18 protein-coding genes and 1 pseudogene are annotated in these 21,945 nt (G+C 72.1%); 6 read left to right on the plus strand and 13 right to left on the minus strand.

Annotated elements, in window-relative coordinates; translation table 11 throughout:
- Positions 1–12: 12 nt before the first annotated feature.
- The 4 genes and pseudogenes from EG812_RS08575 to EG812_RS08590 form a co-directional block, all read right to left on the minus strand.
- Entirely contained in the window at positions 13–747 is a 735-nt protein-coding gene (locus EG812_RS08575; protein ID WP_233579428.1) for a DUF3152 domain-containing protein, read from the minus strand.
- A gap of 125 nt (positions 748–872) precedes the next feature.
- Positions 873–1,790: a DUF3152 domain-containing protein gene (locus tag EG812_RS08580; protein WP_013736004.1), complete on the minus strand. Its 918-nt coding sequence runs from the start codon at positions 1,788–1,790 to the stop codon at positions 873–875.
- Entirely contained in the window at positions 1,787–2,761 is a 975-nt protein-coding gene (locus tag EG812_RS08585) for an alpha/beta fold hydrolase (protein ID WP_126711279.1), read from the minus strand. The genes EG812_RS08580 and EG812_RS08585 overlap by 4 nt, the downstream gene beginning before the upstream one ends.
- 24 nt (positions 2,762–2,785) lie before the next feature.
- Positions 2,786–4,180, minus strand: a pseudogene (locus EG812_RS08590) (hypothetical protein); the annotation flags it as partial.
- A 1,989-nt stretch (positions 4,181–6,169) separates the two neighbouring features.
- Between EG812_RS08590 and EG812_RS08595 the strand changes: the two are divergent.
- Both EG812_RS08595 and EG812_RS08600 read left to right on the plus strand, forming a co-directional pair.
- Positions 6,170–6,808 carry a TetR/AcrR family transcriptional regulator gene (locus EG812_RS08595; protein WP_013736007.1) on the plus strand — a complete coding sequence of 213 codons (639 nt, stop codon included), beginning with the start codon at positions 6,170–6,172 and terminating at the stop codon, positions 6,806–6,808.
- Between the two features lie 63 nt (positions 6,809–6,871).
- On the plus strand, positions 6,872–7,099 hold the full coding sequence (locus EG812_RS08600) for a DUF3107 domain-containing protein (protein ID WP_013736008.1): 228 nt from the start codon (positions 6,872–6,874) through the stop codon (positions 7,097–7,099).
- A gap of 66 nt (positions 7,100–7,165) precedes the next feature.
- On the opposite strand, the gene EG812_RS08605 is transcribed toward EG812_RS08600, so the two are convergent.
- On the minus strand, positions 7,166–7,324 hold the full coding sequence (locus tag EG812_RS08605) for a ferritin-like fold-containing protein (RefSeq protein ID WP_013736009.1): 159 nt from the start codon (positions 7,322–7,324) through the stop codon (positions 7,166–7,168).
- A 518-nt stretch (positions 7,325–7,842) separates the two neighbouring features.
- Between EG812_RS08605 and EG812_RS08610 the strand changes: the two genes are divergently transcribed.
- From EG812_RS08610 to EG812_RS08620, 3 genes are all read left to right on the plus strand, one after another.
- A complete protein-coding gene (locus EG812_RS08610) occupies positions 7,843–9,534 on the plus strand; it encodes a DEAD/DEAH box helicase (protein WP_126711280.1) in 1,692 nt (563 codons plus the stop codon).
- A gap of 444 nt (positions 9,535–9,978) precedes the next feature.
- Positions 9,979–11,283 carry a class I SAM-dependent methyltransferase gene (locus EG812_RS08615; protein WP_126711281.1) on the plus strand — a complete coding sequence of 435 codons (1,305 nt, stop codon included), beginning with the start codon at positions 9,979–9,981 and terminating at the stop codon, positions 11,281–11,283.
- A gap of 119 nt (positions 11,284–11,402) precedes the next feature.
- Positions 11,403–11,819 carry a helix-turn-helix domain-containing protein gene (locus EG812_RS08620; protein WP_043721987.1) on the plus strand — a complete coding sequence of 139 codons (417 nt, stop codon included), beginning with the start codon at positions 11,403–11,405 and terminating at the stop codon, positions 11,817–11,819.
- A gap of 44 nt (positions 11,820–11,863) precedes the next feature.
- Here EG812_RS08620 and EG812_RS08625 read toward each other — a convergent pair whose 3' ends face one another.
- The gene (locus EG812_RS08625) at positions 11,864–12,865 is read right to left on the minus strand and encodes a DUF8832 domain-containing protein (protein WP_126711282.1); all 1,002 of its coding nucleotides are present in this window, start codon (positions 12,863–12,865) and stop codon (positions 11,864–11,866) included.
- A gap of 280 nt (positions 12,866–13,145) precedes the next feature.
- The gene (locus EG812_RS08635; RefSeq protein ID WP_126711284.1) at positions 13,146–15,287 is read right to left on the minus strand and encodes a RecQ family ATP-dependent DNA helicase; all 2,142 of its coding nucleotides are present in this window, start codon (positions 15,285–15,287) and stop codon (positions 13,146–13,148) included.
- A gap of 90 nt (positions 15,288–15,377) precedes the next feature.
- Here EG812_RS08635 and EG812_RS08640 point away from each other — a divergent pair, with 90 nt between their 5' ends.
- On the plus strand, positions 15,378–16,172 hold the full coding sequence (locus EG812_RS08640; RefSeq protein ID WP_126711285.1) for a hypothetical protein: 795 nt from the start codon (positions 15,378–15,380) through the stop codon (positions 16,170–16,172).
- A 99-nt stretch (positions 16,173–16,271) separates the two neighbouring features.
- Here the strand turns inward: EG812_RS08640 and EG812_RS08645 are convergent, their stop codons facing one another.
- The 6 genes from EG812_RS08645 to EG812_RS08670 all read right to left on the minus strand — a co-directional run bounded on the left by EG812_RS08645 (position 16,272) and on the right by EG812_RS08670 (position 21,839).
- Positions 16,272–17,018, minus strand: coding sequence for an SDR family NAD(P)-dependent oxidoreductase (locus EG812_RS08645; RefSeq protein ID WP_043721990.1), 747 nt, complete (start codon positions 17,016–17,018; stop codon positions 16,272–16,274).
- Between the two features lie 79 nt (positions 17,019–17,097).
- Positions 17,098–18,216, minus strand: a complete 1,119-nt coding sequence (locus EG812_RS08650) for a branched-chain amino acid ABC transporter permease (RefSeq protein ID WP_013736017.1) — start codon at positions 18,214–18,216, stop codon at positions 17,098–17,100.
- Positions 18,213–19,103: a branched-chain amino acid ABC transporter permease gene (locus tag EG812_RS08655; protein WP_126711286.1), complete on the minus strand. Its 891-nt coding sequence runs from the start codon at positions 19,101–19,103 to the stop codon at positions 18,213–18,215. The genes EG812_RS08650 and EG812_RS08655 overlap by 4 nt, the downstream gene beginning before the upstream one ends.
- Complete coding sequence (locus tag EG812_RS08660; RefSeq protein WP_126711287.1) at positions 19,103–19,882, minus strand: ABC transporter ATP-binding protein; 780 nt, start codon at positions 19,880–19,882, stop codon at positions 19,103–19,105. The genes EG812_RS08655 and EG812_RS08660 overlap by 1 nt, the downstream gene beginning before the upstream one ends.
- Positions 19,882–20,625 (minus strand): ABC transporter ATP-binding protein, encoded by a 744-nt coding sequence (locus EG812_RS08665; protein ID WP_102660801.1) that lies wholly within the window; start codon positions 20,623–20,625, stop codon positions 19,882–19,884. The genes EG812_RS08660 and EG812_RS08665 overlap by 1 nt, the downstream gene beginning before the upstream one ends.
- An 8-nt stretch (positions 20,626–20,633) precedes the next feature.
- Positions 20,634–21,839, minus strand: a complete 1,206-nt coding sequence (locus EG812_RS08670) for a substrate-binding domain-containing protein (protein WP_043721991.1) — start codon at positions 21,837–21,839, stop codon at positions 20,634–20,636.
- Positions 21,840–21,945: the final 106 nt, after the last annotated feature.

A 21,945-nucleotide genomic window follows, 5' to 3' on the forward strand; every position in this document is an offset into this window, starting at 1 on the left:
CCGTCGGGCGGGTCACGGGACCAGGTCGCCGGCGTACCGCTGGCCGTCGAGGTAGGGCCAGGCGTTGGCCAGGCACCCCACCAGACCGTACGTCTGCTGTTGCATGACCGGCGCCGGGTGACCCGGGCCCGGGCACTGCTCGTGCCACTGACCGAACTCGTGCCCGACCTCGTGGTTGATCACGTAGGCCTGGTAGACCTCCAGCGGCGCCCCGTAGTCCGGCACCGCCTCCAGCCAGCGCGCCAGGTTGATGATCACCTTGCCGGGCAGCCGGCACGAGGTATAGCCCTCGGTGCTCAGGCCACCCTCGGCGCACATCACCTCCGAGGTCACCGGGGTGGCCAGGTAGACGGTGAAGTCGGCCCGGTCGAGTTCGGCGACCCGCTGCACCCGCAGATCACCCGACCCGATCCAGCTGCGCGGGTCGGAGAGCACCGCGTCGACGTCGGCCGCGAATCCGGCCGGATCCTGCCCGGTCTCCTGCTCGACGGCCACCCGGTAGCGGGCGACCGGCCCGTCCACCCCGTGCACCGGTGAGTCTTCGCCGGCCACCAGGAACTGTCCGGCACCGGCAGCCGGGTACGCGCTCGGCGGCGGGTCCTGCTCCAGCACACCCTGCACGGCTCGACCGCGGCCCTCCGAATCCCGCGCCGCCCGGTCACCGGCCTGCGCCAGCCCCACCGTGACGGCGACCGCGAGCAGCATCAGGCCGAGGGGCAGGGCGAGGTCACGAGGCCGAACGGGCAAGCGGTCCGACGGTCGAGGCGAGCCCGCCGGACGCCCATCAAGGGGTGAAGAGGGCATGACCTCATCGTCGCACCCATATCGGGCTTAACCCCGCATAATCGACAGCTGTCAGCTCCGCCGCCCGGTCACAGCGGCGGCCCGGCGTAACGCCGGCCGTCGAGGTACGGCCAGGGATTGGCGACACACCCCTTGAGGAAGAGGGTCTGCTGCATCATCACCGGCGCGGGCTTGCCCGCGCCCGGGCAGCGCTCGTGCCGGTTGCCCAACTGGTGCCCGACCTCGTGGTTGATCACGTACGTGCGGTAGACCGACAGCGGCACCTTCGCCTCGACGAAGTGCGGCACGGACCGCCGCCACCGCTCCAGGTTGATGATCACCTTTCCGGGTGCCCGGCAGGAGGTGTAGGGCCGCCCGCCGACCCGGATGTCGACCCCGCCGGCCGCGCACATCCGGCCCGCCGTCGCCGCCGTGGCCAGGTAGACGGTGAAGTCGTACCGGGACGACGTCTCCACCTGGCGCAGCCGCAGCCGCCCACTGTCGACCCAACTGCCCGGCCCGGTCAGCGCCACCTGCACCGCCAGCCCGAACTCGGCCGGGTCGACGCCCGCGCCGGCCTCCACCGCCACCCGGTACCGCTGAAGCCCACCGGCCTTGCCCAGCACCGGACCGGTCCGCTCGTCGTGGTCGAAGCGGCCCCGCCCGCCCGACGGCACCCGGCCGGGCTGCTGCAACACCGGTGCCGTGGGCGACGGCGTGACCACCGGCGGCGCGGACGACGACGGCCCGGACAACTGCGGTTCCGCGGGCGGTACGACCGCTGCCACCGGCGGCGGGACCGCCTGCACCTCGTCGGCATCGGCCGCACCCGGCAGCCAACCCGTACCCCCGGCCACCAGCATCACCCCGGCGCTGACCGCCACCAGCACGGACAGCCGGGCAGCGAGCTTGGGTCGATGGCCGGCACCCTGCCCCGACCGACTCGCGCGACGGGCGTGTCGGCCCGGCTGCCGACGGTGGCTACGAGGGATGACCATCCCGGTCATCCTGCCAGGTCGGCCCGGCTCCTCGCGTCCCCCGTCTCGGTGAGCAGCCCGACCACTGCCCGCGCCACCAGGCGCGGCACCTCCAGCTGTGCCACATGGCCGACACCGTCGAGCATCAACAGTCGACTGTCCGGGATCATCCGCGCGGTCTGCGGCGCCACCCGGACGTCGACCAACCGGTCCCGGCGGCCACCGACGACAAGGGTCGGCGCCTGTACCGACCGGGCCAGCCGCCACAACGAGTCCGACCCCGGCAGGTACGACCGCAGGAAGCTGTAGACCAACCCACGGAACGTACGCACGTAGGCCGCCGCATGGTGCTCCGCCTGATAGCGCACCCGGATCTCCTCCAGCGCCTCCAGCCGGCGCTGATCACTGATCCGGCTGAGGTCGGCCACGCACGCCTCCATCACCTGCCGCGCCATCACCTCCGGCGCCATCTGGCCCAGCCGCCAGGCGACCAGCCGCTCGCCCCGGGGGACGGCCAGCACGGGGAGCATCCGGCCCTGCAACGACCGGCGGAAGTCGAGGAACGGCAGGGCGGGCGAGACCAGGGTCAATGTCCGGACCAGATCCGGTCGCAGCGCGGCCACCCGCACCGAGATCGCCCCACCCAGCGAGTTGCCGAACAGGTGCACCGGCCCTCGGTCGGAGTGCTCGATCCAGCGGATCACCCGCTGCGCGAAGACCGGCACGGTGTACCGCCGGCCCGGCTCGCTGCGACCGAAGCCGGGCAGGTCGATCGCCTGGCCGTCGAGTCGGTCGGCGAGCAGGCCGGCCAGGTCGGTCCAGTTCTGCGAGGAGCCACCCAGCCCGTGCACGTACAACGCCGGTTCCGCGTCCGGCCGGGTGGCCGGGGTGTCGCGCACGTAGGTGACGGTGCCGTCGAGCCGTACCTGCCGGCCGGGCCAGGGTGGCGGAACCGAGTGGGCGGGCAGCAGCCGGTCGGGCGAGAGGATGGCGGGCTTCACCGTTCTAGTCTGCCCGCGTACCGCTCATGCCAGCAGGGCCTCCAGCCGACGATTGACCGCAGCCAGTGTGGCGCGTACCACGGCCTGCCGGGGGTCACCGGCGACCAGTGCCGAACCGGCGAGCTGCTCGACCCACCCGTCACAGACCAGCAGCACCACGACGGTGGCCACCTCACAGTTGCCGAACGGCACCACGGCGGCGTGCTCGACGAAGCACCGTCCCCGCTCGGCGGTGCCGCCGGCACCACGCAGCAACTCGTCGATCGACGCCGCGGCGGCGACTGCGCAGAGCCGCAGCACGTAACCGTCCACGGCGGGGCCGGTGGCGTACCCGGCGGCGCTCTGTTCCCCGGCGATCAACCGGACCTCGACGGTGGCGTCGAGCCCGAAGGTGCTCACCTGCACGTGGTCGAGCACGACCCGGGGGCCGGGTCGGCCGCCGGTGTCCAACGGCCGTGACGGCGCAGACTCGGTGGTGGTCAGTTGCCCCCCGGAGTACGACGAACCGAGCGTCGCCGGGCTCCCCGTCGGGCCGGTCTCCTCCACGGTGGCCCGGCCACGTTGCGGTGCGGGTGCCGGACGGCGACGCCGGAACTGCTCCGTCGCCGGTTCGGTCCGGGCCGCCACGGTCTCCGCACGGGCACCCGCCGGCCGGTTGGTCGGACGCCGAGGCTCGCCGGTCGACCGGCCCTCGCCGTCACCACCCCGGTTGTCGGCGGAACGACGCCGCACCGGCGCAGCCGGCACCCCCGGCACGCCCTGCGGCGCGGCAGCCAGCCCCATCCGCTCCTGGAGCAGACGGGCGACCTGCCGACTCACCTCGGCCGGGTCGGCACCGTCGGCGAGGTCGAGGCGCAGGCTGTGGGCACCCGCCGGCGTACGGCGCAACAACGCACCGCGTACGCCGTCGACCCCCCGGACAGCATCGATGATTGCGTCGACGTCGAACCCCTCCGGCCGCTCACGCAGCGGTGCTGGCTCGTCGTCGCGACGCAGGTGGGTGGCGATCCGGGCGAGTTCCGGCGTTTCGGCAGGCGGCTCCACAGCAGGCGGCTCCGGCACGACGGGCACATCCGGCTCGGCGGGGACGCGCTGCGGCAACACCGCCGAGGTGCGGTCCGGCGACCGGCCGTTGCCCGGTTCCGCCGGCGGTACGGGTTCAGGCGCGGACCGACGTGCCGCGTAGGGCGCCGCGGTCGGCACACCGCTCGCGGCACGCGTCTGCTCGTGGCGTCCGATCCCGCCCGCGCCAGCACTGGCCAGCGAATCGGCCGCGCCCGCTGCCATCGTCGGGTCGACGGGTGCCGGACGATTCGGCGTCCGCTCACTGGACACCGGACCGAGCCGGAACGGTCGATGGGCGGACAGGTCGCTCGCCCGCTGCGCATCCGAGCCAGCATCGGGATCAGAGGCGTGCCTGGCGTCGACCGGCCTGGTCTCTCCAGTCGGTCTGGGCTCCGTGGCCTGCCTGGGCTCGGCGGACGGCCCGACGTCGGCGAGCCGCCTGGCATCGGCGGACGGTCTGACATCGACGGGCCGCCTTCCGTCGACGGGCGGCCTACCATCGGTGGCCGACCTGACGTCGGCGGGCGACCTGACGTCCGCGGCCGAGGTGACATCGGCGGGTGGCCTGGCATCGGCGGGTGGCCGGGGATCAGCGGGCGTCCGGGCGTCGGCCACCGGCCAGGGCTCGGGGGCGGGCGGCCAAGGTTCTGCGGCGGGCCAGGACTCCGCAGCGGGCCACGGTTCCCCGGCGGGTCTGGGTTCCGGGGCGGGTCTGGGTTCCGGGGCGGAGGCGGCCGAGTGGGGCTCGGGTGCGCCCTCCCAGGAGGGCGACGCACCGGCCGGCGGGGCGCTGGCCGGGCCGAGGGCCCAGGGCAGCCGCTCATCCGTCGGCGGTGGGGCGACCCGGGAACCCCAGGGCAGACCCTCGTCGGCCGGCGCAGCGCTGACCGGACGGGGAGCCCACGTCGGTCGTCCCAGTGCCGGTGGGGTGCTGGTCGGCGCCAGCGCCGTATCCGGCCGGTCCGACCCACCCTGCTCGGCCCAACCTGGCGGGCCCTGCTCGGCCCAGCTGGGCTGGCTCTGCTCGGCCCAGGCGGGGCCCTGTTCAGGTCGATCGGGCGGAGACTGCTGCGCGCCCGCTTCCGGCCGCTGACCGGAAGCGAACCCGGCCACCTCTCCCGGCCGTTGACCGGAAGCGAACCCGGCCACCTCGTACGGTCGGGGCTGCTCCACGCGTACTGCCTCGTAGGGGCGGGTCTGGTCGGCGCGCACCGGCTCGTACGGCCGATTCGGCTCGTGGGCCCAGGTCGGGCCGGATGCCTCACGCGAACGTCGACCGGACGGGTCGCCCTCGCCGCGCGCCCAGGCCGGCGCCCAGTCGCTGGCCGGACCTCGGCGCGCCCAGTCGGGCTGCGCGGCCTCGGCCGGTGACGGCTCCGTCGGCCAGGACCCGCCGGTTTCGCTTGGTGACTGGTCGGTGGTGCCCGGGGCGACGGGGTCGGCGGACGCCCACTGCGGATCGGCACTCGACGCGGACCCGAGGTGCTCGTCCCAGCCGCGCGAGGGACGGCTCGGTTCGTCCGCACCGCGCTCGGCGGTCGGCGCGTGCAGACCGGGCGGCATCTCGAAGCCCGACGCGGCGGTACCGACCGGCGGCACCTGTGCGGCTGGCGGCGCAGAAGTCGGCAGGCCGCCGGTCGGCGGCGCAGAGATCGGCACGCCGCTTATCGGCGGCGCGGAAGCAGGCACGACTCCAGCCGGCGGCGCGGAGGTCGGCAGGCCGCTGGTCGGCGGCGCCGAAGTCGGCAGGCTGCCGGCCGGCGGCACGGGGCGCTCACTGGCCGGTACGGGACGCGGTGCCGGCAGGACGAGGCGTTCGTGAGCGGGATCGTGTCCGGAATCACGTGACCCGGGCGGGGCGCTCACTGGAGCGTGCCAGTCGGCCGAAGGATCATCTGAACCGTGGTGCACACCGTTGACCTGCTGACCGTTGACCCGCTCCGAGTGCTGCGGCTGCGTCGGCTCGCCTGCGGGGGCGGGAAGGTCGGCATAGCGTGACGACGCGGTGGACCACCCGGTCGGCGGCGGAATCACCCGCCAACGTTCCCCGGTCTCCTGGGAGGCCTCCGCGTTCCAGGACCAGTCACCGGTCGGTGGAGCCCACCCGTTGCCGGAACGGACCAGGTCATCCCGCTGACCCATACCGTCGCCGTGTTCTCCCGGGGTGGCGGCACCGGGCTGTCCTGCTTCACTCACCGCGCGCTCCTTGGTCGCCCCCGCTGAGGCTACCGTGTGGCGACAGTGGCGATAAGTTACAGCGGCGGGCCAATTCCGCAAGGGGCCACCCAGGCCCCGGCCGGTTTGGGGGATATGCCGGCCCGTACAACATTCTCGGAGGTTCCCATGACCGCTGTGGGGAACGGCGCCCAGACCGCCGGCCGACCCACGCGCCTACCTCGTTCGGCGCGCCGCAAGCAGCTGCTCGCCGCAGCTCAGGAGGTGTTCGTCGCGCAGGGCTACCACGCCGCTGCGATGGACGACATCGCCGAGCGGGCGGGAGTCTCCAAGCCGGTGCTGTACCAGCACTTCCCGGGAAAGATGGAGCTGTACCTGGCCCTGCTCGACACGCACTGTGACGCCATCGTCGCCAAGGTGCATGACGCGATGGCCAGCACCACCGACAACAAGGAGCGGGTCGGCGCGTCGGTGCGGGCCTACTTCGACTTCGTCGACCACGAGAGCGAAGCCTTCCGGCTGGTCTTCGAATCCGACCTACGCAACGACCCGGCCGTACGGCAGCGGGTCGAACGGGTCGAGCAGGGCTGCATCGCGGCGATCACCGACACCATCATCTCCGACACCGGGGTCAGCCGCGCCCACGCCGAACTGCTCGCCTCCGGCCTGGTCGGTGCCGCCGAGACGGCGGCGCAGTTCTGGCTGGCCGGGGGCCGCCAGGTGCCCAAGGCCGAGGCCGAGGCACTGGTGGCCGCGCTCTCCTGGCGGGGCATCGCCAGCTTCCCGTTGCAAGGTGAGTCAGCCTGAACTACCGCCTTGTGATCGGATAGCCTTCGCAGGGCGGCCATTTCGCCCGACGGAGGAGGCACAGTGGAGGTCAAGATCGGCGTGCAGTACGCGCCGCGCGAGCTGGTCCTGGAGAGCGCGCAGTCGCCGGCCGAGATCGAGCGGATCGTGACCGACGCCGTCGCCAGGGGCGAGGGCACTCTGTCCCTGACCGACGAGAAGGGCCGGCGGATCATCGTGCCGGTCAGCAAGGTCGCCTACGTGGAGATCGCCGAGGCGTCTCCCCGAGCAGTGGGTTTCACCGTCCGCTGACGGTCAGTTGTTGAGTCCGGCGGCGGCCATCCGCGCGGTGTGCGAGTCGGTCAGCCGCCGGATCAATTACGCCTTCGTGACCGCTTCGGCCCAGTCGTGCGGCACGGTCAATTCGTGGTACGCCTGCCGCGGTTCCACGTACGGTGCCATCGCGTCGTCGGGTCGTACGCCCAGCGCAGTGAGGCGGTCCGCGGGACGCCGGTAGTTCCCGACCTCGGCGGCCATTTCGCCCAACGCGGCCCGACGCGGCAGATCCGGCGCAAGATGCGCGTCGCCGCCATTCGTTCGAAGGCGAGCAGTTCACCGAGGGCCACCAGGCCGAGAAGATCGACCACTGCGGAATTGGGCGCGTCGGGGCGACACCCGCGCAGGTTACCGCCCACGGGGAGCGCAACGAGACGCCCGACCCAGCGTCGAACTGGTCGACAGACCCCACTACCTGGTGATACACATCACATACAACCCCGCCCGGTGACGCTTGCCGGTTCGGAATCAGGACGGCGTAAGGCCCGTTCAGGTAGCATGGAGGAGTTGCCGTAGGCGCCGATCCGGCCGGAGTCGCAGTCGATCGAGGATGGCTTCCATCCCGAGTGACGGTCGATTCCGAGTCGAAGTCCGACCCACGGCGCGCGTGCGGCCCGGTCCGCTCGGCTTTCTGCCGCCGACCGTGTGGCCCGCGCCAAACCGAACGCGCCCTGAGGACATGACGGGGCGCACCCACGAGAGGGCACCCCCAAATCCATATGAGTGAGCTGACTCAAGACCTCACCGAAGGCCAGGAACTGGCCCCGACCGCCCCGGTCCGACCGGAGGCACCGACCTTCGCCGAGCTCGGCGCCCGCGCCGAGACCGTCGAGGCGCTGGCCGCGGCCGGCATCACCCGCGCCTTCGCCATTCAGGAGTACGCGCTGCCGATCGCACTGCGCGGCGCCGACCTGATCGGGCAGGCACCGACGGGCACCGGCAAGACCCTCGGCTTCGGCGTACCGCTGCTGGAGCGGGTCTTCGCGCCCGGCGAGGGCAGCGGCGACGGCCTGCCCCAGGCGCTGGTCGTGGTACCCACCCGCGAACTGGGCATCCAGGTCGCCAAGGACATCGCGGCCGCCGGCCGCACCCGGGGCGTACGCGTGCTGCCGATCTACGGCGGCGTGGCGTACGAGCCGCAGGTCGAGGCGCTGCGCAAGGGCGTGGAGATCCTCGTCGGCACGCCGGGCCGGCTGCTCGACCTCGCCAAGCAGAAGCACCTGCGCCTGAACGGCATCCGTGCGCTGGTGTTGGACGAGGCCGACCGGATGCTCGACCTGGGCTTCCTCGACGACGTCGAGCGGATCCTGGCGATGCTGCCCGAGGACCGGCAGACCATGCTGTTCTCGGCCACCATGCCCGACCCGATCGTGACGCTGTCCCGGCGATTCCTGCGCCACCCGATCACGATCCACGCCGGGCACACCGCGGAGACCGGCCCGTCCCCGCAGACCGAGCAGCTGGTCTACCGCACCCACTCGATGAACAAGGTCGAGATCGTCGCCCGGATCCTCCAGGCGGAGAGCCGCGGCCTGACGATGATCTTCACGCGGACCAAGCGCGCCGCCGACCGGGTCGCCGAGGATCTCGACTTCCGCGGCTTCGCCGTCGCCGCCGTACACGGTGACCTCGGCCAGGGTGCCCGCGAGCGGGCCCTGCGGGCCTTCCGGGCCGGAAAGATCGACACCCTGGTCGCCACCGACGTCGCGGCCCGGGGCATCGACGTCACCGGCGTCACCCACGTGATCAACTACGACTGCCCGGAGGACCAGGACACCTACACCCACCGCATCGGCCGCACCGGCCGGGCGGGCGCGAGCGGTGTCGCGGTGACCTTCGTCGACTGGGACGACATGCCGCGCTGGCGGATCATCGACAAGACCCTCGGGCTGGACATGCCCGAGCCGCAGGAGACGTACCACACCTCCCCGCACCTCTACACCGACCTGCACATCCCGACCGACGTGACCGGCACCCTGCCGACCGCCGAGCGCACCCGCGCCGGGCTCTCCGCCGAGGTCGAGGAAGACCTGGGCGGCGGCCGCTCACGCCGAGGCGAACCGCGCGGCGGACGCCGCCGGGAGCGTGGACGCGGTGAAGGTCGCGAACGCGGTGAAGGTCGCGACCGTGGCGCAGGCCGCACGCGTCAGGACGGCGACGCCGACCCGGTGACCACCGAGTCCGCCGACCCGACCGGCGAGGGCAGCAGCCGTACCCCCCGCCGTCGCCGTCGCCGCCGCGCCGGCGAGGTCGTCACCGGCACCGACGCCGCCACCTCGGCCGCCGACACGACCACCGAGACCAGCGCCGGCACCGAGAGCGCCACCGGCGAGGCCCCGCGCCCCCGTCGCCGCCGGCGCCGCCGTGGCGTCGCATCCACCGCCGGTACGGCAGCCGAAGCAACCGACTGACCGACCCGTACCCGTCGCCGCACCGCCCCTGCCGGGCGGTGCGGCCTTTTGTCTCTGCCCTCCTGCGACTTGTTCTCAGCACTTCTCCCGCCGAGCCCTTTCTGTCGCGACCGCTTCTGAAGGGTTGACGCCTCAGCCGATCGTCGGAGGTCGCGCACCGCCGCTCCCGGCCATCGTGCGCCCACTCCGACTGGCACCTCATCCTCTTCCTGCGGCCAGCGTCTCTGTCCCGGTGCCACTCGCGCGCACGCAGCGCCACCGTCCCAGACCACCGCGATGATCGTGCTCGATCAGTGGTCGAGTGGTGTCGCTCGCTCTGCCAGGCCACTCGATCCCTGATCGAGCGCGATCTTGAGGTGGCTAGGGCGACCAGGCACGTAGGCCCGAGGCGGGGACGCGCAGGCCCGAGGCGGGGGGAGGTGGGTCGACAGGGAAGATGGGGTTATGCCCGAACCGTTGGACGCTGCTTTGGCCGAGGTCCGCTCGATGCTGCTCGGTGCCGGGTTGACCCGAGCCGTAGCCGCCGGTCGACGGCGTGGTCAACGTCCTTCGGTGGTCCGGGCGGAGCTGCGGCCGGTCGCGCTCAAGGCCGGCTCTCGGTTGCAGATCGTCACTTCCGATGGAGCGCGACCGTACACCCGCAATGTGGCGCCGGGCCCGGAGTCGGACGTGGCGGTCGAGGCGCTGCTGGCCGAGCCTTTCGGCAACTGGCACGTCGAGACTACGGACCTCACGCTGCAACTGCGGGTCACCAAGTCGGGCGAGGCGCAGGTGCACCGCAGGCGGACGGCACCGCCGGTCCAGGCCAACGGCGACCAGCCTGGCGCACAACAGCAGGTCGGCACGACGCAGGGCCGACAACTGGCCGACACGGCCGAGCGGCAGCAGCAGGCAGCCGGCGTGACGGAGCGCTGGCAGCAGGAACCGGCGTCCCAGCAGTCGGCTGTTGCGGTGCCGGGTGGGCATGACCGGGCCAAGGCGTACCTGCTCGATCCGGGGGATCCGATCTTCGCGGAGATCGGCGGTTCGGCGGCCAAGCGGCGGCAGGTGGACGCCTTCCTGCGGGCGCTGGCTGCCACGTTGCCCGGTGAGCTGACCGGGCCGCTGCGAGTGGTCGATCTCGGCTGCGGCAACGCCTACCTGACCTTCGCCGCGTACCGGTATCTCTCCCAGCGTGGTCTGGACGTGGAACTGGTCGGTGTGGACGTACGCGAGGATCAGCGTCGCCGTAACACCGAGTTGGCCGAGCGGCTGGGCTGGGCTGATCGGGTGCGTTTCGTGGCCGGCAGCATCGCCGACGCCGTGGTCGAGCCGGCGCCTGATCTCGTACTCGCACTGCATGCTTGTGACACCGCCACCGACGAGGCGCTGGCGCGGGCGGTGCGGTGGGGGGCGCGATGGGTGCTGGCCGCACCGTGTTGCCATCACGACGTGGCGGCGCAGCTTCGTGCCGGTGGGACGCCGGCGCCGTACGGGCTGCTGACCCGGCAGGGCATCCTGCGGGAGCGCTTCGCGGACGTCCTCACCGACGCGCTGCGTGCCGCGCTGCTGCGGCTGCACGGCTACCGGGCCGAGGTGGTCGAGTTCGTCGAGTCCGCGCATACGCCACGCAACCTGCTCATCCGGGCCAGGCGTACGGGTGCCGCCCCGACCCGCGATCAACAGGCGGAATACCGACAGTTGGTCGAGCAGTGGCGTGTCGCACCCCGGCTGGAAACCCTGCTCAGTCAGAAGCCTGCGGATCGTTAGGCGGGTACGGGTCCCGCCCCCGAGACCACTTGGTCGGCCAGTCAATTGTTTCCTGCTTCTCCCGTACTACTCTCGAAGAACGCACCGTCAGGTGCCGGTCGGGAGGGAAGACCCACCGGATGGGTTCGGCAGAAATATCGCCACAGATGGCGTTTGCGCGCTTCGTGCGACGGGCTATCGACGACGCTCGCGAGGAACGTGGGTGGACCGTCACCGACCTGGCCGCGCACACCGGAGTCGGTCGTTCCACCGTCTTTCGCTGGCTGGCCGGCGACTGGCAGGACTACCCGGAGCTGGCCAAGGTACGCGGCTTCTGCGCCGCCCTGGACCTGCCGGTCGCGGCAGCATTCCGCGCGCTCGGCCTGCCCGACACCGGCTCGGGACCGGTGCGACTGGGCAGCGAGGGCCCGGTCGAGGCGGACGTCCGGGTGATCCTGCAGCGGCTGGCGGATCCGACCGTGCCGGCCGAGGAGAAGCACCACATCCGTGACCTGCTGCGCTACCTCGCCCGCCGCCCGATCCGCCGCGCCGGCTGACGTAGCGAGCCCGGGCAGGAGCCCCGGTCACCCCGTCCCGCGGGTCAGCGCACGAGCACGGTGAACTCGGCGGTGCGCACCACACCGCCGGTGGCGAAGTCCAGGTAGAGGCGGTAACGCCCCGGCCCGGGCGTGGTCAGCCAGAACTGGATCGCACCGTCCACAAGCTCCGGTTCCGGGTGGACGTGCAGGTAGCCGAGGTCACCCTCGCGCAGCGCGACCAGGTGGCCGAACGTCCCGAGGTAATGCTCCAGGGTCGGGCTGCTGCCGTCCGCGTCGGTGACCCGGAAGCTCACCGGCACGGTGAGGCCGGGCTCCGGGCTGCCCTGGTATCCCACGGTCAACTCGTCGACGGTGGTGCTGGGCGCGGGGTCGGGAAGGGCGCGTGGCGCGTACGCCCCGGGTGCGACCAGGTCCACGCCGAGGGTCGTCGCGGTCTGCCGGCCGTCGTCGGCGAGGGCCGTGAAATCGGCGTACGCCCGCCAGATGCCCGGCTGCGGCAGGGTCAGCGGCACCGACCAGGTGCCGTCGGCCGCCATGGTCGGATGCAGGTGCTGATAGCCGCTCAGGTCACGGCGTACCACGATCACGTGCATCGGCTTGTCGTGCACCACCGCGAACCGGGTCACCGGTCGACGTTGCCCGTCCTGGATGCGGAACCGCAGCTCACCTGCCTGCCCAGCGGTGAATTCAGCGGACAGCGGTACGAGGGTGTAGCCGGCACGGCTGACTGCCAGGCCACCGGCCTCGGTCGCCTCCGCCTGCCCCGCCTCGTGCGAGTGGGCACCGGTTCCCGGCGCGTGGGTGTGGCCGGTCAGCGCGCTGTCCAGCGGCCCGCTCGCCGCCACCGCTCCGCCGCTGTTGATCCGACCGAGCCCGAACCCGAGCAGTACGGCCAGCACCAGACCACCGACCACCAGCGCCAGCCGGACGGTCCCCCCATCGGGTGCCGCCGCAGCCAGGTCACCGTCACCGACCGCCACCGCAGCCTCCGGCAGATCCCCCTGCTCAGCCTGCTTCTCGTCCCCCCGCACCGACCCGAGCACGCACTTCTCCCTCCCGCTCCCCACCCACCGTAACCACCACCCCCGCCCCCTCCCCCACTCGCCCTCCCTCCCACCCCCACCCCACCCCACCCACTCGCGGGGGATCTTGCACTTTTGGTCGCCAAGACACCACCTATGCCCGATATACCCCGACCAAAAGTGCAAGATCGCGGGGGCGAGGGTGGGAGGGGGTGGGGCTGGGGCTGGGGGTGGGGGTGGGGGTGGGGGTGGGGGTGGGGGTGGGGGTGGGGAGGGAGAGAGGGTGGGTGGGTGGGTGGGGTTAGGCGGTGAGGGCTAGGGCTAGGGGGAGGATGGCGGGGGCGGCGGCTCGGCGGAGTTCGCGGGTGGCCAGGGTGAGGGTCCAGCCGGTTTCGACCAGGTCGTCGACGAGCAGGACCGGGCCGGTCAGGGCGGCCAGGGCGGCGGCGAGCGGGTCGGGCACGGTGAGGGTGCCGTGCAGGGCGCGTACCCGCTGGGCGCTGTTTCCGCGTGGGGCGCCGGACGGGCCGGTGAGGACCACTCGACCCAGCAGCGGGATGCGTCCGACGGCGGCGATTCGCTGCGCCAGCGAGTCGATCAGGATGGGGTGGCTCGTCGAGTCGACGGTGACCACCCCGGCCGGGCGGCTGGGCCACGGGTCGTCGCCGTGCGCCCACGCCTTGAGCACCTCGATGACGGCCGCGGCCACGTCGTCGGGCACCGGCCCGTCCGGGGTGCCGGGCCCGACCAGGCCGCGCAGCCGGTCACCCCACCCGAGGTCGGAGAGCCGGCCCACGGCCCGGCCGGGCAGCGCCTGCTCCGCCGGGGCGATCCGCCCCTTGAGGGGTACGCCGACCGCCTCAAGCCCGGTCGGCCAGAGCTTCTTCGGCGCGATCGGCACACCGGGTCGGCCGAGGAAGGTCTGTGCGGCAGTCAACGCCGCCGGTGACACCTCGGGCGTGAACAGGGGTTTGGCGCACCGGTCGCACCGGCCGCAGTCGGTGGCCCCGGCGTCGTCGAGGCACTCGCGCAGGTAACGCATCCGGCAACCGGTCGTCGAGGCGTACTCCAGCATGGCCTGTTGCTCGGCGGCGCGGGCGGTGGCGACGCGGCGCAACCGGTCGGCGTCGTAGGTCCAGGGCTCGCCGGTGGCGAGCCAGCCGCCGCGGACCCGACGGACGGCGCCGTCGACGTCGAGCACCTTGAGCATCATCTCCAGGCGGGCCCGCCGCAGGTCGACAAGTGGTTCGAGGGCCTGGGTGGAGAGCGGCCGGTCGGTGTGCAGGGCGGCGAGGACCGCGCGGACCTGCTCCTCGGGCGGGAAGGCGAGCGAGGCGAAGTACCGCCAGATGGCCACGTCCTCGACGCCGGGCAGCAGCAGCACCTCGGCGTGTTCGACGGCCCGACCGGCCCGGCCGACCTGCTGGTAGTAGGCGATCGGTGAGGGCGGGGCACCCAGGTGCACCACGAAACCGAGGTCCGGCTTGTCGAAGCCCATGCCGAGGGCGCTTGTCGCCACCAGCGCCTTGATCTTGTTGTCGAGCAGGTCCTGTTCGGCGGCGCGGCGGTCGGTGTCCTCCGCCTGCCCGGTGTACGCCGCCACCGACCAGCCCCGGGTCCGCAGGAACTCGGCGGTCTCCGTCGCCGAGGCCACGGTCAACGTGTAGATGATGCCAGAGCCCGGCAGTCGGTCCAGGTGGTCGGCGAGCCAGCCGAGCCGGTGCGCCGGGGTGGGCAGGTCGAGTACGCCCAGCCGCAACGACTCGCGGTCCAGGCTGCCCCGCAGCACCAGCACCTCGGGCCCGGGGACAGCTACCTCAGTGCCGAGTTGCTCGGCCACGTCCCGGGTCACCCGGGCGTTGGCGGTGGCCGTGGTGGCCAGCACCGGCGTGTGTGCCGGCAGGTTGCCCAGAAAGGTACGCAGCCGGCGGTAGTCCGGCCGGAAGTCGTGCCCCCAGTCGGAGACGCAGTGCGCCTCGTCGACCACCAGCAGGCCGGTGGTGGCGGCGAGTTTCGGCAGCACACCGTCGCGGAAGTCCGGATTGTTCAGCCGTTCCGGGCTGATCAGCAGCACGTCCACCGCTCCGGCGTGGATCTCCGCGGTGATCGCGTCCCACTCGTCGAGGTTCGCGGAGTTGATGGTGCGAGCCCGGATGCCGGCGCGGGCGGCGGCCTCGACCTGGTTACGCATAAGCGCCAGCAGCGGCGAGACGATCACCGTCGGCCCGGCGGGGCGGGGCTGGTCGCGCAGCAACGCGGTGGCCACGAAGTAGACGGCCGACTTGCCCCAGCCCGTACGTTGCACGCAGAGCACCCGCCGCCGGTCGACCACCAGCGCCTCGATCGCCCTCCACTGGTCCTCGCGGAGCCGGGCGTGACTGCCGGCCAACCGCCGCAGCACCTCCTCGGCGCGTTCCCGGACCATGCTGCGTTCCTGGCTCATCCGGCCTTTCTACCAGCGCCCGAAGGGTCACCGACAGCGCGGCCGCAACCGCTGGCATACGATGCCGTTCGATCAGTGAGAGAGGACGAGATGACACAGCGAACCGGCATCACCGTCACGGGCCGGCGGATCGCGGTCACCGCGGTGGCCCTGCTCACCGTCGCTCTGGTGGCCGGCTGCGACGACGAGACGCCGCAGGCGGCGCCGCCGCCACCGGACCCGAAGCAGGAGTTGCTGGCGGCGGTGCCGACCGACGAGGACCCGGCCTTCCGCTTCACCACCAGCGACACCTCCGGCGACGTGTCCGGCGTGATCGACCCGGCGAACCAGGGTATGGACATCGACACCGTCACCAAGGACAAGGACTTCACCCTGGAGATGTCCTTCCGGATGGTCGACTCGCGGACCTGGATGAAGGTCAACTTCAAGGGTTCGAAGGACATCCAGAAGCTGATGAAGCTGCCCACCAAATGGATGGAGATGGACCCGGCGAAGCTCGACGGTCCGGACACGCTGCCCACGTACCAGGGCACCGACCCCGGCAACGCCGAGGTGATCATTCGCGCCGCCAGCGACGTGCAGGCCGGCGAGGCCGGGTCGTACACCGGAGTGATCGACCCGACCGACCAGCCGGACCTGGCGGACGCCCTGGAGGGAATCGCCACGCTCGGCGACGCCGCCGAGCCGATCCCGTTCACCGCCGTCGTCGGCGCGGACGGCAACCTCACCACGCTCACCCTGAAGATCCCCGCCGCCGGCAAGAAGAAGGCGAGCGAGTACGTGGTGGAGTACTACGACTTCGGCACCACTCCCCCCATCACCGCCCTCACCCCCGACAAGGCCCAGAAGGCCCCCACCTCCGCCTACGACCTCCTCAACGGCTGACCGCAGCGCGAGGTTGATCAAGAGGTTTGCGTCTGCAGGCACCCCGATCCAGACGCAAACCTCTTGATCAACGCGGGCTGAGGGGGAGGCGCGCGGGGGTCAGCGGCCCAGGACTGAGCCGCCGTTGACGCCGAGGATCTGGGCGGTGACGAAGCTGGCGGCGGGGCTGGCGAGGTAGCGGACGGATTCGGCGATGTCGTCGGGGGTGCCGGCTCGGCCGACGAGGGTCGCGGCGACCCGCTTGGCGTGGCCCTCGGGGGTCATCCGGCCGACGAAGAACTCGGTCTCCGCGACGTAGCCGGGGCTGACCACGTTGACCGTGATCTGCTCGGGCCCGAGTTCGGCCGCGAGACTGTACGCCCAGCCGTGCAGTGCCGCCTTCGCCGCCGAGTACGCGTCACCTCCGCCCCGCTGGGCGGCGATCGAACTGATCAGGATCACCCGCCCGCCGGGACGACGCAGCGCCGGTCGCAGCGCCGCGGTGAGCAGCACGGCGGTGAGCACGTTGGTGTCCAGGGTCGCCCGCCAGTTCGCGGCGATCCCGGCCAGCGTGTCGTCCTGCGCGCTGTGGAAGCCGCCTGCGTTGTTGACAAGCACGTCGACCGGCCGCCCGTCGACCGCCTCGACCACCCGGCCGATCTGCTCGGGGTCGGTGAGGTCGACACTTACCGCGCGTACCGCCTCCGGTCGGCCGGTCTCCGCCCCGATCCGTTCGGCGGTCGTCGCGAGCACCTCCGCCCGCCGGCCGAGGACCAGCACCGAGCACCCGTCGGCGACGAGCGTCCGCGCCACGGCCGCCCCGATTCCCGTACCACCGCCGCTGACCACTGCCAACCGCTCGTCCACGCCACGCTCCCCCGCGTCCCGGTGCTCCCTGGATCACGAGGCTAGCGGGCGGCGCGGTGTGCCGCCCGCCAGCCCGTGGTCAGCTCTCCCGACGCGGGCCGAGGCGCAGAGCGTTGCGCAGCAGGGCGAGCCGGGGGGCGAGACTGGCCAGGCCACCGGGGAAGAAGTAGACGGCCAGGATGAAGACGGTGCCGAGGACGAAGAGTGGCTGCGACAGCGGCCGGCTGAGGAAGGCCGGCAGCGCGTCGATCGCACCGGAACTGCCCACCGAGATCAGGCGGTGGTCCAGGTACATGTAGAGGATGCCGCCCAGTACCGGGCCCCAGCGGGTGCCAGGGCCACCGAGCACCACCATCACCAGCAGCGACAGGGTCAGCTCACTGCTGGTGATGTGCGGGGAGGCACCGCCGACGATCAGGCAGTAGACCACCCCGCCCGCCGCCGCGAGACCACCGGCCAGGGTGAAGGCGACAAGCTTGAAACGGTACGGATCGAGCCCGAGCACGCCGATGCGCCGCTCGTCGTCGCGTACCCCGGCCAGCACCCGCCCGGTCGGCGAGTTGCTGACCCGGTGCACCACGAAGACCACCACGACCAGGTACGCCAACGCCAGCCAGTACAGGTTTACCGTGTTGGCCACCCCGACCAGCCCGGACGGCACCCCGGTCACGTCCAGCGGCAGCCCCTCCTCACCACCGGTGAGCCCACCGAAGTCGCGGGCCACCAGGATCGCCCCGACCTGGGCGAAGGCCAGCGTCACCATGGCGAAGGCGATGCCGACCGTACGCAGGGCCACCGCGCCGACCAGACCGGCGAGGATGATCCCGCCGACGATCGCCAGCGGCGCGGCCTGCCAGAGCGGCAACCCGACCCGGGTGATCAGGATGTCGGTGCCGTACACCCCGGCGGCGAAGTAGAGGGCGTGCCCGAAGGAGAGCATCCCGGTCCGCCCGAACAGCAGGTCGTAGCCGGCCGCCAGGCCGCCGAAGACCAGGCAGACGGCGAGCAGTTGCAGGGTGCCGGGCGAGTTCAGCGCGCCCTCGAAGACGCCCGGCAGGTGCAGCGTCGAGTACGGCAGGATCAGCGCCACGGCCAGCACGACCAGGGGCAGGAACGGGCGCAGCCGGGACCAGCCGGTCGACTCCGACGGCACCGCCGCCGCAGGTGCCGTGACCTCGGGACTCTTGACCTCGGTCATGCCGTAGCCACCTTTCCGGCGATGCCCTGCGGGCGCAGCAGCAGCACCACGGCCAGCAGCGCGACCACGCAGATGTCGCCCAGCCCGGAGGTGCCGTAGTAGTTGACGAACTGTTGCAGCAGCCCGACCGCAACCGCCGCGTACGCGGACCCGACGACCGAACCCATGCCGCCGATGACCACCACGATGAACGCGAAGATCAGCAGCGAGCCGCCCTGCTGGGGTGAGACGGTGCCGAAGTAGACGCTGCCCAGCGCGCCGGCCAGCGCCGCCGCCGCGCCACCGATGGCGAAGACCAGGGTGAACGCCTTGCGGACGTCGATGCCCAGCGCGGTCACCATCTCCCGGTTCTCCACCCCGGCCCGGATGATCAGGCCGTAGCGGGTCCACTGGAGGAAGGCCAGGATCGCGGCGAGCACCAGCACCGCGGCGACGATCAGCAGCAACCCCCCGTTGGGTACCTGTGCACCGAGGATCGTCGTCACCTGCCGGGTCCACTCCGGACGTGGGAACGGTCGGGCGTCGGCACCCCAGGTGGCCTGCAACAACGCCACTCCGGCCAGGGAGAGGCCGACGGTGACCAGCACCTGCTCGATGGTGCGGGAGTAGAGCGGCCGGATCAGCACCAGCTCGACCAGCACCGCCATCAGCGTGCCGGCGGCCACCCCGAAGGCGACCGCGACCACGAAGCCGAAGCCGTCCGGCCCCGCGCCGGGCAGGTTCCCCGCCGCCCACCAGGTCGCGTACGCCCCGACGCCGAGGAACAGCCCGTGCGCGAAGTTGAGCACGTCGGCCAGGCCGAAGACCAGTGACAGGCCGGAGGCCACCAGGAAGTAGAGCGCCGCCAGACCGAGCCCGGTCAGCGTCAACAGGATGACCGCGTCCATCAGTGCCCGTCCTTCCGTCCGGCGCCGGGCGCGGCGTGATGGCTGCCGGGCGCGGCGTGGTGCCCCTCGGCCGAGCCGACGCCGAGCAGCGACCGGGTCAGCTCGGTCTCCGCCAGCAGCCGCTGGGCGTCGCCGGTCCAGGCCACCTGGCCGGCGGCCAGCACCACCGCGTCCCGGGCCAGCCGCCGGACCACGGCCAGGTTCTGCTCCACAAGCAGCACCGGCACGGATTCGGCGACCCGCGCCAAAACCTCGGCCACCTCGGTCACCACCTTCGGTGCCAACCCCTTGGTCGGCTCGTCGACCAGCAGCAGCCGGTTGTCGTTGATCAGCACCCGGCCGATGGCGAGCATCTGCTGCTGCCCACCGGAGAGCGAACCGGCCCGCTGCCGGGACCGTCGCTGCAACTCGGGAAAGAGCGCGAAGACCCGGTCGTACGCCGGGGTGCTGCCGCGCCGTTCGGCGAGCCGCAGGTTCTCCGCGACGGTGAGTCCGGCGAAGACGCACCGGTCCTCCGGCACGTAGCCGAGCCCGCCGCGCACCAGCCGGTGTGTCGGTTGGCCGAGCAGCGTCGCCGACTGCATCCGGACGGTGCCGCGTACCTCGCCGTCGCGGGGGGTCAGCCCGACCAGGGCGCGCAGCGTGGTGGTCTTGCCGACGCCGTTGCGGCCGAGCAGCACGGTGACCCCGGTCGGCGCGACCGTGAACGACACCCCTTGCAGGATGTGCAGTCCGGCGATCCGTACCGACAGGTCCTGCACTGCCAAGATCGGCTCCATCAGAGCTCCTCCCCCAGGTAGGCCTCTTGCACCGTCGGGTTGGCCATCACCGTCTCCGGGGTGTCGCAGGCCAGCAGGGCACCGTGGTGCATCACGGCGATCCGGTCGGCCAGTTCGAGGATCACGTCCATGTGGTGCTCGACCATCAGCACCGACCGACCGCTGTCGCCGGTCAACGAGCGGATGACCTGGACCAGTTCCGGCACGTCCTCGGCGCTGACCCCGGCCATCGGTTCGTCGAGCAGCATCACCCGTGGTTCGCCGGCCAGCAGCAGCGCGATCTCCAGCTTGCGCTTCTCGCCGTGCGCGAGGGTGCCGGCCAACGCCGTACCTCGGTGGGTGAGGCCGACCCGGTCCAGCGCCGCGTCGGCGGCGGCGGCCACCTCCCGGTCGGCCGCCGCCCGCCGCCACAGCTTCATCGAGCCCCCGCGGTGTGCCTGCACAGCGAGCCGGACGTTCTCCCGCACGCTCAGCGAGCCGAAGACCGAGGACGCCTGGAAGGTACGCCCCAGGCCGAGCCGGGCCCGCCGGTGCGGCGGCAGGGTGGAGATGTCCTGCCCGTCCAGGGTGACCTGGCCCTCGGTGGGCCGACGCAGGCCGGTGATCAGGTTGAACAGTGAGGTCTTGCCGGCGCCGTTGGGCCCGATCACGCCGAGGAACTCCCCGGGTGCCAGGTCGATGTCGACGGCGTCGACGATGGCGACCTCACCGATCCGCCAGGTCAGACCGCGGGTGGCGAGCATGGCGTACCTCAGCCCTTCATCGCCTGGACCGGCGGCGCGGCCTCGTCACCGGTGAGTGCCTTCTGGGCGGTGGCGGTGAAGGTGTCGCCGCTGCCGGTCAGGCTCGCCTGGTACATCGGCTGGAGCAGGGCGTGGTCCTCGGCGCGGATGGTCATGGTGCCCTTCACGCCCTCGAAGCTCCAGCCCTCCAGCGCGGTGATCATCTTCTCGACGTCGTCGCCGCCCTCCTGCACGGCCCGCACCACCATCTGGGCGGCGGCGAAGCCGTCCGGGTGGAACAGGTCGAGGGTGCCACCGGGGATCTTCGCCTTTGCGGCCTTGGCCGCCTCGGTGTCGCTGGCCCCGTCGAAGTAGTGCGACAGGAAGGAGATCTTGGTGCCGGCCGCGCCGAAGGTGGGCCAGGAGGCGCGGATGTCCAGGCCGGTGACGACCGTGGTGGAGCTGAGTACGCCCTGCTGGTCCAGCGTCTGCCACATCGCCGGGGCGGTGGTGCCGGCCCAGGCGACGAAGAGCAGGTCCGGCTTGGCGGACTTGATCTGGCTGGCGAACGGGGTGAACTCGGTGGCGCTGGCCGGTGCCCGGACCGCGCTGACGGTCGCCCCGGCACCCCCGATGATCTCCTTCACCGCCGCCTCGTTGGCGTCACCGAACGCGCCGTCCTGGGCGAACACCACGACCTTCTTGCCGGTCGGGTCACCGATGAACGACCTGGCGGTCACCACGTCCTGGTACGACTGACGGCCGGAGCGGAAGGTGTACTTGTTCACGCCGGTAACCGCGTCGGTGGCGGCCGGGCCGGAGATGAACAGCACCTTGTTCTGGGCGGCGATCGGGGCGACCTGAAGCGCCACACCGGACGCTGTCGAGCCAGCGATGATCTTGTTGCCCTTGCCGATCAGATCCTTCGCCGCGGAGACCGCCTTCGCCGGGTCACCGGCGTCGTCGACCTCGGTGATCTCGATCGCCCGGTCGCCGACCTTGTTGGTGCCGCCGGTGGCGAAGTCCAGACCGGCCCGGAACCCTTCGATGTACTGCTTTCCGTAACTGGCCAGCGCACCCGACTGGGAGTAGACCAGGCCAACCTTCACCGGCGCGGCGCTGTCGCCACCGCCGTTGGCGGTGTCCTGCGGGCTGCCACAGGCCGTGGCGACCATCGTCGCGGCCATCATCGTTGCGGCGGACAGGAACACCCGCCGTGTCGTCCGGACCGTCATTGCGACTCCACGTGAGGACTCAGAGGGAGGGAAACCTTATGTGTCGGCTCACGCTAGAAGTGACGTCACCCACGGGCTATGTGGCGGAAGCACACAAGTCGCCAGA

The sequence above is a fragment of the Verrucosispora sp. FIM060022 genome (genome assembly GCF_003977705.1).
GTDB lineage: Bacteria > Actinomycetota > Actinomycetes > Mycobacteriales > Micromonosporaceae > Micromonospora > Micromonospora gifhornensis.